Genomic DNA, 13,630 nt, shown 5'->3' with positions numbered 1-13,630 from the left:
CAGATCGCGCGGATTCACCCTTCTGGTCCTACAGTGACAGATGGCCCGCTGTGACGGCGGCCACACGTGCACTAGTGGACGGAGTTCGACGATGAGCTTGACGACTGCGCCGGAACCAAATGTCGAGTACCTGAAAACCGATCCTGACCTGCCACCTGTCGGCGTCATCGACAAAACACCCATCTCCACGACTGCGCGCGTCGTCTTCCTTGTTCTCGGACTGGTCGGCGCGGGCGCCTGGTACATGATTGCGATCGTCCGCGGTGAACACATCAGTGCCGTCTGGTTCGTGTTGGCCGCAATTTGCACTTATCTGATTGCCTACCGCTTCTATGCGCGGTTGATCGAACGCAAGATCGTCAAACCCCGCGACGACGTCGCCACTCCCGCCGAGATCATGGAGAACGGCGCCGACTACATGCCGACCGACCGTCGGGTGCTGTTCGGTCACCACTTCGCGGCAATCGCCGGTGCCGGCCCCCTGGTCGGACCCGTGTTGGCCGCGCAGATGGGATATCTTCCGGGAACGATCTGGATCATCGTCGGCGTCGTGTTCGCCGGGGCGGTGCAGGACTTCATGGTCCTGTGGATCTCGTCGAAGCGCCGCGGGCGCAGCCTCGGTCAGATGGCCCGCGAAGAACTCGGCCTTGTCGGCGGCGTCGCCGCACTGATCGGCGTGTTCGTCATCATGATCATCCTCATCGCGGTGCTCGGACTTGTGGTCGTCAATGCGCTCGCCGAGTCCCCGTGGGGAGTGTTCTCGATCGCGATGACCATCCCCATCGCGCTGTTCATGGGCGTGTACCTGCGGTATCTGCGGCCGGGCAAGGTTTCCGAGGTCTCCCTGATCGGCGTCGTCCTGCTTCTCCTTGCCATCGTCTCCGGCGGATGGGTTGCCGATACCGGTTGGGGCGCAGACTGGTTCACACTCTCGAAGGTCACCATTGCGTGGCTGATGATCGCGTACGGATTCGCCGCATCGGTGCTGCCAGTCTGGCTGCTCCTGGCACCGCGCGACTACCTGTCGACGTTCATGAAGGTCGGCACCATCGCGCTGCTGGCCATCGGAATTCTGGTCGCACGACCCGCTCTGAACATGCCGGCAGTGACGCCATTCGCCTCCAACGGCGAAGGCCCGGCCTTTGCCGGTTCACTGTTCCCGTTCCTGTTCATCACCATTGCCTGTGGCGCACTCTCGGGCTTCCACGCACTGATCGCGTCCGGTACGACGCCAAAGCTGCTCGAGAAGGAAAGCCAGACCAAGATGATCGGGTACGGCGGCATGCTGACCGAATCGTTTGTCGCGATCATGGCTCTGGTCACCGCCTGCATCCTCGATCAGCACCTGTACTTCGCACTCAACGCTCCCGCGGCACTGACCGGTGGAACACCGGAAACCGCAGCCGAATACGTCAACAATCTGCCCCTCGGCACTGCCCCCATCACACCGGACGTGCTGACTCAGGCAGCCGAGGCCGTCGGCGAAGAATCGATCATCTCGCGAACCGGCGGCGCCCCGACGCTCGCGTTCGGAATGTCCGAAGTGCTCAGCGACGTCTTCGGCGGCGACTCGCTGAAATCGTTCTGGTACCACTTCGCGATCATGTTCGAGGCGCTCTTCATCCTCACCACGATCGATGCCGGCACCCGCGTCGCTCGATTCATGCTCTCCGACTCGCTCGGCAACTTCGGCGGTCCGGCAAAGAAGTTCAAGGACCCGTCGTGGCGCATCGGCGCGTGGCTGTGCTCGCTGATCGTCGTCGCTGCCTGGGGCGCGATTCTGCTCATGGGTGTCACCGATCCGCTGGGCGGAATCAACACACTCTTCCCGCTCTTCGGCATCGCCAACCAGCTACTCGCCGCGATCGCGCTGACGGTGGTCATGACGATCGTCATGAAGAAGGGCCTGTTCAAATGGGCCTGGATTCCCGGCGTGCCGCTGGTGTGGGACCTGGTCGTAACCATGACCGCGTCGTACCAGAAGATCTTCTCCGACAACCCCGCGATCGGGTACTGGGCTCAGCACAACGCGTTCAAGGACGCGAAGGCTGCCGGCGAGACGGCGCACGGTTCCGCGAAGACTCCGGAGGCCATCGATGCCGTCATTCGCAACACCTTCATCCAGGGCACGTTGTCGATCATCTTCGCGTCACTGGTGATCGTCGTGGTCATCGCCGGGATCATCGTATGTGCCAAGGCAATCCGAGCGGGCGGGCTGCCGACCACCGAGTCCCCGGAAGAACCGTCGAAAATCTTCGGACCCGCCAGCTTCATTCCGACGCCCGCGGAGAAGGAAATCCAGAAAGAATGGGACGAGCTGATCAAAGCCGGGAAAGTCCGGGCGCCCGGCGCCGCACACGGAGGTGGGCACTGACCATGACGACGGCGACCATGACGGCAAAACTCACCACAGCGTTCCGCGGAACGCTGTGGTGGGTTCGCTCGGTGATGGGTGATCTCGACTATCAGCGCTACGTCGAGCACACCCGACGCCACCACGCCGACTCACCGGTGATCAGCGAACGAGAGTTCTGGCGCCGCCGACACGCAGCAGCCGACGCCAACCCAGGCGCCCGCTGCTGCTGAATCCGGTCAGGGGCAGGTGGCCTTCGCGAGTTCGTAAATGTGGCCGGCCTGCTCGTCGGTGGGCTTGTTGCCGTTGTTCTCGGCCAGGTCGGTGATCTTGGTCTTGACCTCCGCCTCGTCCGTGCCGTTGGCGACCTCGGTACACGTGGTCGTCAAGATCTCCTCGATGTCTGCGTCGTCGCGGTTCTCCGCCAACGGTGCGTAAGCCCCACGGAACGTGGCGACGAACAGCGCCGTCTTGCCCTGATCGATGGCGTTGCCCGCTGACTGTTTCGCCGTCTCGAGCGCCTGTTGCCCGCTCGTGACTGCCTCGCTGATCTTGTTCTGCGCGTTGTCCTGATCCTCGGTGCTACACGCGGTGAGCCCGAGAACGACGATTGCTGCTGCCCCGACTGCTGCTGCGATTCTCATGACGGAAATGTTAGTCCGATCAGCATGCTTCAAAACACAGTATTGCAGCGCAACACACGAGTTATCGCATGCAGTCGTTACGATCAGCTCAGCTAGATCACCGGATTCGCACATCGGCGAGGAGATCCCTGCGCCGACGGAAAGGACGATCAGTGAGCGAGCAAGACAAGGGGACGTCCGCAGTGGTGCGCAAGCGCGACCGCGGCGAGATCATCGGGCAAGGGGGTATGTGGCTCGCAAAATGGTCGTTGGTGTTGGCGTCGATTTCGCTGGGCGCCTGGATTTTCGGCTGGCTGATCGAAAAGCTCTGGGTCATCATCCTGCCGGTGGCTCTGGCTATCGTTGTTGCGACAGTCATGTGGCCGCCGACCCGCGGCATGATCAAGCGCGGTATGCCACCGGCCGCGGCAGCCGGCATCACCCTGGTGCTCTCGATCGGAATCCTGGCCGGTGTGATCGCCGGCATCGTTCCGTCAGTGGTCAGCCAGGCCCCCGAGCTCGCGAACAAGACCACCGAGGGCATCAACCAGGTTCAGGACTGGCTCCAGGGTCCGCCGCTGAACCTGAAGGACGACCAGATCGACAACGCCGTCCATGCCGTCATCACCAAGGTGCAGGAAAGTGGAACCGCCATCGCTTCAGGCGTTTTCAGCGGGGTGAGCACAGCGAGCTCGTTGTTGGTCACGCTCGGTTTGGTCCTGATTCTCGCTTTCTTCTTCATCAAGGACGGACCGAGGTTCATCCCCTGGCTCCACGCTGTCGGCGGCGGCCGTGCCGGTCGGCATCTCGAAGAGGTCCTCACCCGCATGTGGGACACGCTCGGCGGATTCATCAGGACACAAGCACTGGTGAGTCTGATCGACGCGGTCTTCATCGGCGCCGGATTGCTGATACTCGGGGTCCCGCTGGCACCGGTGCTGGCAATTCTCACGTTCATCGGTGGCTTCATCCCGATCGTCGGTGCCTTTGTCGCCGGCGCCCTGGCCGTGTTGGTTGCGCTGGTGGCCAACGGTCTCACCACCGCCATCATCGTGTTGATCATCATCCTGGCCGTTCAGCAGATCGAAGGAAACGTCCTTCAGCCTGTGCTGCAGAGCAAGTCGATGAAACTCCACGCCGTCATCGTGCTGCTTGCCGTGGCCGCCGGTAGCTCGCTGTACGGCATCGTCGGCGCCTTCCTCGCAGTGCCCGTCGCCGCTGTGGCAGCAGTTGTCATCCGGTACATCGGCGAGCAGATCGACGAACGCGCAAGCGACAACGAGCCGATGCCCGCCGGCGATGCGTCGGACATCCTCGAGGATCAAGACGACGACGCCGAGTCAGAGGTAGAGAACAAAAAGGCCTGATCAGCCCGCGATCACCTTCACCGAGGAGCCTGCACGTCCGCGAATGACGTGCAGGCGACTCGGGATTCGCTGCCTCATCTCGTCCACGTGACTGACGATGCCCACCACTCGTCCACCGTCGCGAAGCTCGTCCAACACAGCCATCACCGAGTCGAGGGTGTCGGCGTCGAGAGTGCCGAATCCTTCGTCGATGAACATCGTGTCGAGAACGATTCCGCCGGACTCCGCCGCAACCACATCGGCAAGTCCGAGGGCCAAAGACAATGACGCCAAGAATGATTCACCGCCCGAGAGCGTCTTCGCCGAGCGAACGACACCCGTGAAGTCGTCCCGGATGTCGAGCCCCAGACCGCCGCGGCGACCCCGAGAACCTGCCTCGTCACTGTGCACGAACTCGTATCTGCCCCCGGACATCCGCTGCAGCCGAACCGATGCCGACACCGCGATCTCTTCCAACCGCGACGCGAGTACATAAGCCCTCAGCGACATCTTGCGACTGTTCTGCCCTTTACCGGCGATCACGTCGGCGAGGGCAGCGAGTTCGTCGTGCAGTTCCCGCTCAGGTGCAACCGCTTCGTATGCTTTCTCGAGTTGTCCGCTGAACCGTTCGAGATCCGACACACGGTTCTCGGCCAGGGAAGCAGCTGCAACAGCCGAGTTCACCACCTCGGCGCACTGAAGAGCACGCTCGCGAGGACCGTCGACGTCGACTGTCTCGACTTCGCTCACCGCAACGACCTCGGGGTCGTCGAGGACCGTCCGAGCGGCCACCTCGAGGTCGCGTGCTTTGGCGAGTTCCGTTTCGATCGCTGCGATTCGGGCCGGCGATCTCACCCCTTCGATCGCAGCCTCGACCGAATCGAATCCAGCAGCGGCCGCCGCAGCGGCCAGTTTGGTCGACAGTTCCGCCGATCGCGCCTGCGCACGAACGGCGTCGTCACGCATCTCAGACGCCGCCGAGGCAGCGGAGGCAAGCCTCTCGAACCGCGAGCGCTGAGCAGCGATGGTCGAATCTTCTCCCACCGCAGCGACGATCGCCGCTCGAATCTGCTCGACCGTGGCCGACAGAGTCGTCGTACGCTCGGTCAGTGCCGCCAATTCGGCCGTCAGAGAAGCGGATTCCTGTTGCAGCTCGCCGTCACGCTCGTTGAGATGCCCGAGCTTGTCGGCCAACCCTCCAACCTGACCGGCAGAGTGGGTCGCCTCGTCAACGGCGTTCCGAGCCGCGGCGCGGAGCCTGTCGAGTTCTGCGACGTCGCCGTCCCCGCCGCGGGCGATCACCCGGTCGATGTCACGGTCGACGGTTACCTGGCGGTCGACTACCTTGCTCAGGGCTTTCTCGGCCGCACGCTCGGCTGCGGACGCGACTTCCAGATCGGGCTCGGTGACCGTCACGACATCAGACTGCGCCGGCGCAGGGTGTTCACGCGAACCACACACCTGGCATGGGTCACCGGGCGCGAGTGAACTCGCCAACTCCGCAGCCAGGCCCTCGATACGCTTCTGCACGAGGTCGAGCCAGCGCCCGCGAGCACTCTGATGGGCGTCGCGCGCATCCAACACCTGCACACGAATCTTCTCGGCTTGCGCACGCAGAGAGACGAATTCATGAGCCGCTGTCGCAGCATCCGATGCTTTGGCCAGTGCAGCTTCGAGGCCGGGCAGAGCCGCGTGCGCGCGTTGCGCATCCTCCAGTCGTTGGCCGGCCGAGCGCACCATTTCTGGCAGTTGAGTGCGTTCAACCGCGATGGCATCGATGCGCTCGGACAGAGCGTCTCGCCGAACTCCGAGTTTCTCGATCTCGGCTTCTGCCGCATCGGCTCTGCGAGCATCCTCCGCCATTGCGTCCAGGCGAACGATCTCGTCACGCCAGGTCCGGATCCGAGCTACGACGCGTTGACGCTCGTCGTCGGTGGGTGGCCACACCTCCGGCACGAAAATCTCCGGACCGCCCGTTGCGGAGTAGGTCGACATCGCTGCGGTCATCGATTCGAGTGCGGCAGCGAGGTGCAAGCCGGCAGCGTCCACATCGCCGGCGACAGCGGCCACCGGCAGTGCGCGCTTGGCGGTCTCGAGTTCAGCGCCGATCACAGCTCTTTGGGCGGCGCCCGTATCGAATGCTGCGAGTTCAGCGGTCGCACGATTACGGCGAGCGACCAGATCTGCGGTTCGCTGCGCCGCCGACAGAACCCGATTAGCCTCGGCTGCTGCATCTTTCGCGGTCACCAGCTCCGCAAGACTTGCATCGCGGGTGTCCTGAGCCTCGGCGAGGAGTTTGCGCGACCATTCCAGTGGGTGTGCCTCGGCGCCTACCTCGAGTCCCGCAGCTGTCTCGACCTTCGCGAGCAGCAGCCGCACGGATTGCTCCCTGGCCGCGAGCGCGGTCGCACTTGCCTTTCGCTTGGCGTCGAACCATGCCTCGACGGAGACAAAACGTTTGGTGTCGAACAGACGCTCGAGCAGTTTGCCTCGCTCGTCGCTCTCGGCACGCAGGAATTTGGCGAACTCACTCTGCGGCAAGAGCACCACCTGGAAGAACTGATCAGCGCTCATGCCCATGAGGCGGTTGATCTCGTCACCGATGTCAGGGATGCGCGAAAGGTTTTCGCCGCGGCCGTCCAACCACGTCAGTGTGGCCTTTGCATTCTCTGTGATCGAACCGGTGCCACGCTTCTTCGGGCGCGAATACTCTGGACTGCGAACAAGTTTGATTCTGCGACCACTGATGGTCGCTTCGAGTTCCACGCGCGGCACCGAACCGGCGGGCGCGTGATCGGACAGTAGCCGTTTGCCCTCGTTGCGCGCACCCGGCACCCGCCCGTACAGGGCAAACGCAACCGCGTCGAGGATCGTGGTCTTGCCTGCCCCGGTGTCACCGTGCAGAAGGAACAGCCCGTCTGCACCCAAACGGTCGAAGTCGACCTCGACCGTGTCGGCGAAGGGCCCGAAAGAGCTGACTTCGAGTTTGTGCAGCCTCACGCGGTTTCACTCAGTTCTACCGTGGACTCCTCGGCGCGCGCGGCAGCGCTGAGCGCTTCGGCCATCAACGTTACCTCACGCTCGGACGGGTCACTACGCACTGCCGAGACAAAGCCGCGGGCGATCTCCATGTCGGTTCGACCCCGTACCGCATCGCGGTACTTGAGATCCGATTGCCCTTCCGGCCTTTGCCATTCGAGATGAACGGCAAACGGGAAACGTGCCTGAAGTTGCCTCATGGCATCGACGGGACGGACCGGGTCGGTAAGCAATGCGGAGAGGTAGCACTGCTCGGAATCGGTGTACTTCGACTCACCGAGTAGTTCCTCGAGAGTTCCCGTCACCTGGCTCAGCCCCCGAATGACCGGGAGATCCAGTCGCTGCACCGACGACAGGCCGGCTGCGTCGAGTTCTATCAGCAGCGCCGCCTTACGGTGGCTGCGTTCACCGAACGAATACGGCAACGGTGAACCCGAGTACCGCACATTCTCCGAGAGCATCTGCGGAGAATGCAGGTGTCCGAGGGCGACATAGTCGACGCCGTCGAACTCGCCCACTGCGACGGTCTCCACTCCGCCGACCGAGATGGAGCGTTCCGATTCGGAGGCCTCACCGCCCACGACGAAGGCATGGGCGAGCAATACCGATCGAGTCGCGGGGTCGGCAGCCGTTCGTTCGGCGAGATCTCGCCGAACACGCGACATGGCCGCTCCGAGGATGTCGGAATGAGTACGAGCCCGGGGCACGTCCAACTCGACGCGCGTGATCTCCGGCTCGAGGTACGGAATCCCGTAAAAGGCGACAGGACCGAACTGATCGCTCAGCATCACCGGAGTACCGATCTGGCCGACGCGAGTGATCAGGTGCAAGCCGCCGGCAGCGGCAAAGGATGCCCCGGCTCCGAGCCGCACCGCGGAATCGTGATTGCCGGACGTCGCGACGATGACCGCCCCCGCCGCCCGGATTGCCTCGAAGCCTCGATTGCACACGGTGACCGCGTCGGAACTGGGAATCGAGCGGTCGTAGATGTCCCCCGGCACGACCACGACGTCGACGCCGTGTTCGCGGACGGAATCTGCGATGGAACCGAGCACACTCGACTGATCGGCCAGCAGATCGACGCCGTGAAAGGTGCGACCTATATGCCAATCGGAGGTGTGCAGAATCTTCATGAATCCGACGGTAGAGCAGCCCACCGACACCGCCGATCTCCCACGCTGACGGCTTCGTCGGTGTGCCCCAACCCACGAGCGTCCGGTGACCCTGCACACAATCCGTCCGGTTCGTTTGGCGAAGAACCCGAAACCATCGCGCCATCGCGTCGATAAATGCGCCAGCCACGACCCGCACAAACACGGCCGACAACGCAAGAACCGCTAATGTCGTTATGTGTCTGCAACCCAACGTGCTCGCTCCGGGGTACCGCTGGACAAGCGATCGCTCATCGTGACCGTCCCCGGCCTGCCCTGGTGGGGAGTGATCCTGCTTGCTGCCGGTGTGACCGCCGTCGGCGTACTGATCGATGCCACCGGAGGCGGCGGAGAGCTCACCGCGGTGTTCTCGACGTTCTACTTCCTGGGCTGTCTCTTCGCTGTGGTTGCCGCTTCGAACAAGGCCCTCTTCACCGCGATGGCCCAACCGCCGTTGCTGCTCTTCGCTGCGGTGCCGATCGGGCACACGCTCATCGGCAAGGACAACAGCACCGCGCTGCGCGATATCGCGATCAACATCGCGTACCCGTTGGTCAACCGCTTTCCGATCATGTTGGCCGCAACCGTGGTCGTGCTGATCATCGGTGGCTTCCGGTACTTCCTGCTCAATCAGCGCCCCACCGGGCCCGCGCGCTCGACCCGCTCCCGCCGCTCGGCGGCCACCACTCGTGACTCCTCTGCGGCTGCCACGCGAGAACAACCCGCACCCGAGACCGGGCGTCGACGCAGAGTCTCGGACGCGCCCGTCCCCGGGCCCCCGCGTCGCCGCGCCCCCGAGGTGGACGAGCAGCCCGCCTACCGAAGCACCCCCAGGCGCGAGCCGATCCAGGACGAGCGTCCGCTGCCGCCTCGGAGAAGCCCTCAGCCACCCAGGGTCGATCGCACGCACCAACCGCCTACGCGTCGCCCCCAGCCCGACAGTCGGCCCGTGGCAGACGACGACTACCCGTCGTACGGTCGCCGCCGGGCGCCCGAGCCCACTCCGTCGCCCAGACGTGAGGAGCGGATGGAGCCCTTCTTCGCTTCGGGTGACGACGTATCGCCGCCGCTGCCCCCTCGCCGCCGCCCACCCGGAGTCGATCTTCCCGCGTATCCGCCGCCGCGAGTTCGGTACCGCGATCGCGAAGAGCCCTGAACAGACGCGCCCGGTAGCACAAAAAATGCGGGGCACCTTCCAGATGGAAGGTGCCCCGCATTTTCTTGATTCAGGACGTGCGCGCTGCTCGCAATTCACGGGGAAGGGCGAACACCAGAGTCTCGTTGGCAGTGGTGACGGGTTGAACGTCGTTGTATCCGTGCTCGGCAAGAAGTTCGATCACGCCGCGCACGAGCACCTCGGGTACCGATGCGCCTGACGTGATGCCGACTGTCTGGACACCCTCGAGCCACGCGAGATCGACCTCACGGGCGTAGTCGACCAGGTACGACGCGGCAGCGCCCGCCCCGAGCGCGACCTCGACCAGGCGAACCGAGTTGGACGAGTTCCGCGAACCCACCACGATCACGAGATCGCACTCGGGAGCCATCGCCTTGACCGCGACCTGACGGTTCTGCGTGGCGTAGCAGATGTCGTCGGACGGCGGGTCCTGCAGATTGGGGAAGCGCTCACGCAGGCGCGCGACGGTCTGCATCGTCTCGTCGACGCTCAGTGTGGTCTGGGAAAGCCAGATGACCTTCGACTCGTCACGAACCGTGACCGCGTCGACCGAATCCGGGCCGTCGACGATGGTGACGTGATCGGGAGCCTCACCTGCGGTGCCCTCGACCTCCTCGTGGCCTTCGTGGCCGATGAGCAGAATGTCGTAATCGTCGCGGGCGAATCGCTTCGCTTCCTGGTGCACCTTCGTGACCAGGGGGCACGTCGCGTCGATCGTGCGCAGGTTCCGCTCGGCAGCCGAGTCGTGGACGGCCGGCGACACACCGTGCGCCGAGAACACGAGCAACGATCCCTCGGGAACCTCGTCGGTTTCGTCGACGAAGATCACGCCCTGATCTTCGAGCGTCTCGACGACGTGGCGATTGTGGACGATCTCCTTACGCACGTAGATGGGTGCGCCGTGCTTCTCGAGGGCCTTCTCGACGGTCTCGACCGCGCGGTCGACGCCGGCGCAGTAGCCGCGAGGCTCGGCGAGGAGCACGCGCTTGGCGCTGCCCTTGCGGGTGGACGGCGAATCAGCCGAGTGCGCGATACCGAGATTGAGAGGAACAGCCGAAGACATGTGACCAGCCTACTGGCACCTCGAACGTGAGACACTCCGGCAAACGTGAACACCTCGGTTTCGGGATCCGATCGAAGGTTCCGAAGTAAACGAGTACGGCCGTCACAGGCAAGTCGGCTACCGATTGTCGGAGCTTTGCGGCAAGCTGTGGGAATGATCCGACCACCGTTCGTGGCGCGCGTTGCCGCGGGACTCGCCGTCACCGCGATGGAAGAGGCAAAGAAGCTGCCCACCACCGCCGTCGCCCTGCCGATGACCGCCGTGAGCCAGATGCTGCAGACAAGCATGCGCGTGCAGCAGTCGATCACCTCGTTGGCCATCAAGGGCGATCAGGCATTTGCACTGATCAACTGGTCTTCCGAGGACGAACAGCCCGAGTGGGCGGTCTTCGACGAAGACGCCGACGCTCCCGCAGACTCGGCGTCGACCACCGGCGCGACCACCGCTGACACCCCGACCAACGCCGGACGCTTCGCGCTCTACTCGCTCGAGCCGACCGCCCCCATCGAGGAGCCCGCACCCGGCGCCGAGTCCGAATCCGCGGCAGCTACGACGGACGGACCTGCCGAAGAGCCCGAGATCGTCACCGAACTCGACTACCCCAACCTCACACTCGCACAGCTCCGTGCGCGTATCCGGACGCTCAGCATCGACGAGCTGACCGCCGTCCTGGACTACGAGAATGCAACGCTCGCCCGCGCACCGTTCCAGACCATGCTCACCAACCGCATCACCACAGCCAAGGCAAAGTGACTTCCGCAACGCCCCCCGCTTCATCGCAGCGATCGTCCGGCGCCAGCAGTGCTGAGCAGCCGTGGCCGGTCCGCACGGTTTCCGCCAAGGTCGCCGGCTGGATCGATCGGCTCGGCAGCATCTGGGTCGAAGGTCAGATCACCCAGATCAATGCACGCCCCGGCACCCGAACGGCCTTTCTCGTCCTGCGTGATCCGTCGGCAGACATGTCGCTGTCGATCACATGCTCACCGCAGTTGTTGCACAACTCCCCGGTGCCGTTGACCGAGGGCTCGCGTGTCGTGATGTTCGGCAAGCTCTCGTTCTACACCGGACGCGGAACGGTGTCGTTGCGTGTCACCGAGATTCGCGCCGTGGGTATCGGTGAGCTGCTTGCCCGCATCGAGAGACTGCGCGCCTTGCTCGCCGCCGAGGGCTTGTTCGATCCGCGGCTCAAACGGCCGCTTCCGTTTCTGCCCGGCACGATCGGCCTGATCACGGGCCGAGCCAGTGCGGCCGAGAAGGATGTCGTCTCAGTCGCCCATCGTCGTTGGCCAGCAGTTGCCATCGCAGTGCGTAACACCGCGGTTCAGGGCCCGACTGCTGTTCCCCAGATGATCGAAGCGCTGAAGGAACTCGACGCCAACCCGGTAGTCGACGTCATCATCCTCGCTCGCGGCGGCGGAAGCGTCGAGGATCTCCTGCCGTTCTCCGACGAAGCGCTGTGCCGCGCCATCGTGGCCTGCACGACGCCGATCGTCAGTGCCATCGGACACGAGCCGGACAGCCCGCTCAGTGACCACGTCGCCGACCTGCGCGCAGCCACACCCACCGACGCTGCCAAGCGCGTTGTACCCGACGCGGTTGCGGAAGCTGCCCTGGTTGCGGATCTGCGTGACCGCAGCGCTGCGGCACTGCGCAGCTGGGTCAAGCGTGAGTCTCATCTGATCGAACAGTTGCGCACTCGACCGGTCATGGCATCACCGCTGCTCGCGGTGGACCGTCGCGCCGAGGAGGTCGAAAGGCTCCAAGCCGCCGGGCGACGCGATGTGACTCGGTTGATCGACTCCGAGTCCCGAACGATCGAGCATCTGCGCGCCCGGCTCACCACGCTGGGCCCCGCCGCGACGCTGGCCCGCGGGTACGCAGTCGTGCAACGTGTTGTCGCCGATGGCGATCCGGAGGTTCTGCGCTCGGTCGAGGACGCGCCACCCGGTACCCAGATTCGAGTTCGACTTGCAGACGGCGCCGTTCGCGCCGCAGTGATGGGAAGAGAAAAATGAGCAACGCCACCGACACCGACATCAACGAACTCGGCTACGAAGCAGCCCGGGACGAACTGGTGAGCGTCGTGAAGATTCTCGAACAGGGCGGTCTGGACCTCGACGCGTCACTCTCACTGTGGGAGCGAGGCGAAGCGTTGGCCAAGCGCTGTGAAGAGCACTTGGCCGGCGCGAGGGCCCGCGTCGAAAAGGCTCTGGCCGAAGCGGACGAGTAACGTCCGCTCCGACCGCAAATCCTATGGCGAGATCGGCTGCGCTGCGCCGACCTTCTCGGCAAGAATCCGGAACTCTTCCGGCGTCGCCGCGCCCGTGAGCAAGAGGCGAACATCCCCGACGTCGGTGACCCAGATCGACTCGACACCTTCGCCGCCGAAGACGTTCCACGTATCGGCACCGACGGTCTCGACTCCGGTCGCGAATCGCTGTCCACCGGCAACATGTGACACCAACGGGAATTCCTCGGCGTTGCTCTGTGTCAGCTGGATGTAGCGACCACTGGTCGTGATGAATCCCACAGTGCTCGAATCTCCGCCGCCGTCGCCGGAGATGATCTTGCGACTGCCGGAGTTCGGAGTCCACCCGTCCGGAACACCGGGATTACGGATGGGAAATCCGAGTTCCTTCGCGTCGTAGTTCAGAGCTGCGTCCACGTCGACGCTCGGGATAGGCCCCTGCGTCGGGCCGCCAGGACTGAACGTGCACTGGCTGGCGATGCCCGCAATGATGATGCAGAACAGCACCAACGGTACGAGAGACCAGACCATGTCTTTGTTGTCTTCGAGAATGCGGGGTTTCTTCGATGCCACACCCCCAGTATCCAGGTACTCCGCAGTAGATACGATTCCCGGTCCCCCTCGAGCGAG

At 64.1% G+C, this 13,630-nt stretch carries 12 protein-coding genes; 7 read left to right on the top strand and 5 right to left on the bottom strand.

All coding sequences use genetic code 11. The features are described from left to right. Positions 1-91 precede the first annotated feature (91 nt). The gene (locus tag V3587_RS05970) at positions 92-2,374 is read left to right on the top strand and encodes a carbon starvation CstA family protein (protein ID WP_283376208.1); all 2,283 of its coding nucleotides are present in this window, start codon (positions 92-94) and stop codon (positions 2,372-2,374) included. A 2-nt stretch (positions 2,375-2,376) separates the two neighbouring features. Beyond that, the gene (locus tag V3587_RS05965; RefSeq protein ID WP_003945213.1) at positions 2,377-2,586 is read left to right on the top strand and encodes a YbdD/YjiX family protein; all 210 of its coding nucleotides are present in this window, start codon (positions 2,377-2,379) and stop codon (positions 2,584-2,586) included. A 6-nt stretch (positions 2,587-2,592) separates the two neighbouring features. Here the strand turns inward: V3587_RS05965 and V3587_RS05960 are convergent, their stop codons facing one another. Further along, on the bottom strand, positions 2,593-2,997 hold the full coding sequence (locus V3587_RS05960) for a hypothetical protein (RefSeq protein ID WP_003945253.1): 405 nt from the start codon (positions 2,995-2,997) through the stop codon (positions 2,593-2,595). 152 nt (positions 2,998-3,149) lie between these two features. On the opposite strand from V3587_RS05960, the gene V3587_RS05955 reads away from it, so the two are divergent. After that, positions 3,150-4,343: an AI-2E family transporter gene (locus V3587_RS05955; RefSeq protein ID WP_065455435.1), complete on the top strand. Its 1,194-nt coding sequence runs from the start codon at positions 3,150-3,152 to the stop codon at positions 4,341-4,343. On the opposite strand, the gene V3587_RS05950 is transcribed toward V3587_RS05955, so the two are convergent. Beyond that, positions 4,344-7,322 carry an AAA family ATPase gene (locus V3587_RS05950; protein WP_283376207.1) on the bottom strand — a complete coding sequence of 993 codons (2,979 nt, stop codon included), beginning with the start codon at positions 7,320-7,322 and terminating at the stop codon, positions 4,344-4,346. After that, a complete protein-coding gene (locus V3587_RS05945; RefSeq protein ID WP_283376206.1) occupies positions 7,319-8,494 on the bottom strand; it encodes an exonuclease SbcCD subunit D in 1,176 nt (391 codons plus the stop codon). The genes V3587_RS05950 and V3587_RS05945 overlap by 4 nt, the downstream gene beginning before the upstream one ends. Positions 8,495-8,711: 217 nt before the next feature. Between V3587_RS05945 and V3587_RS05940 the strand changes: the two genes are divergently transcribed. Continuing rightward, a complete protein-coding gene (locus tag V3587_RS05940; protein ID WP_042448843.1) occupies positions 8,712-9,668 on the top strand; it encodes a DUF6542 domain-containing protein in 957 nt (318 codons plus the stop codon). A 70-nt stretch (positions 9,669-9,738) separates the two neighbouring features. Here V3587_RS05940 and V3587_RS05935 read toward each other — a convergent pair whose 3' ends face one another. Next, on the bottom strand, positions 9,739-10,752 hold the full coding sequence (locus tag V3587_RS05935; RefSeq protein WP_003945273.1) for a 4-hydroxy-3-methylbut-2-enyl diphosphate reductase: 1,014 nt from the start codon (positions 10,750-10,752) through the stop codon (positions 9,739-9,741). A gap of 153 nt (positions 10,753-10,905) precedes the next feature. On the opposite strand from V3587_RS05935, the gene V3587_RS05930 reads away from it, so the two are divergent. The 3 genes from V3587_RS05930 to V3587_RS05920 are packed head-to-tail and all read left to right on the top strand — an operon-like array spanning position 10,906 to position 12,982. After that, positions 10,906-11,505 carry a lipid droplet-associated protein gene (locus tag V3587_RS05930; RefSeq protein ID WP_030244398.1) on the top strand — a complete coding sequence of 200 codons (600 nt, stop codon included), beginning with the start codon at positions 10,906-10,908 and terminating at the stop codon, positions 11,503-11,505. After that, positions 11,502-12,767 carry an exodeoxyribonuclease VII large subunit gene (xseA, locus tag V3587_RS05925; protein WP_283376205.1) on the top strand — a complete coding sequence of 422 codons (1,266 nt, stop codon included), beginning with the start codon at positions 11,502-11,504 and terminating at the stop codon, positions 12,765-12,767. The genes V3587_RS05930 and xseA overlap by 4 nt, the downstream gene beginning before the upstream one ends. Further along, entirely contained in the window at positions 12,764-12,982 is a 219-nt protein-coding gene (locus V3587_RS05920; protein WP_003945276.1) for an exodeoxyribonuclease VII small subunit, read from the top strand. The genes xseA and V3587_RS05920 overlap by 4 nt, the downstream gene beginning before the upstream one ends. Before the next feature lie 21 nt (positions 12,983-13,003). On the opposite strand, the gene V3587_RS05915 is transcribed toward V3587_RS05920, so the two are convergent. Then, entirely contained in the window at positions 13,004-13,573 is a 570-nt protein-coding gene (locus V3587_RS05915) for a DUF4245 domain-containing protein (RefSeq protein WP_283376204.1), read from the bottom strand. Between the last annotated feature and the right edge of the window lie 57 nt (positions 13,574-13,630).

The organism is Rhodococcus sp. IEGM 1306 (genome assembly GCF_036541985.1).
Classification (GTDB): Bacteria; Actinomycetota; Actinomycetes; order Mycobacteriales; family Mycobacteriaceae; genus Rhodococcus_F; species Rhodococcus_F qingshengii.
The sequence above is the reverse complement of the archived record's forward strand: the minus strand, read 5'-3'. Positions and strand labels throughout refer to the sequence as shown.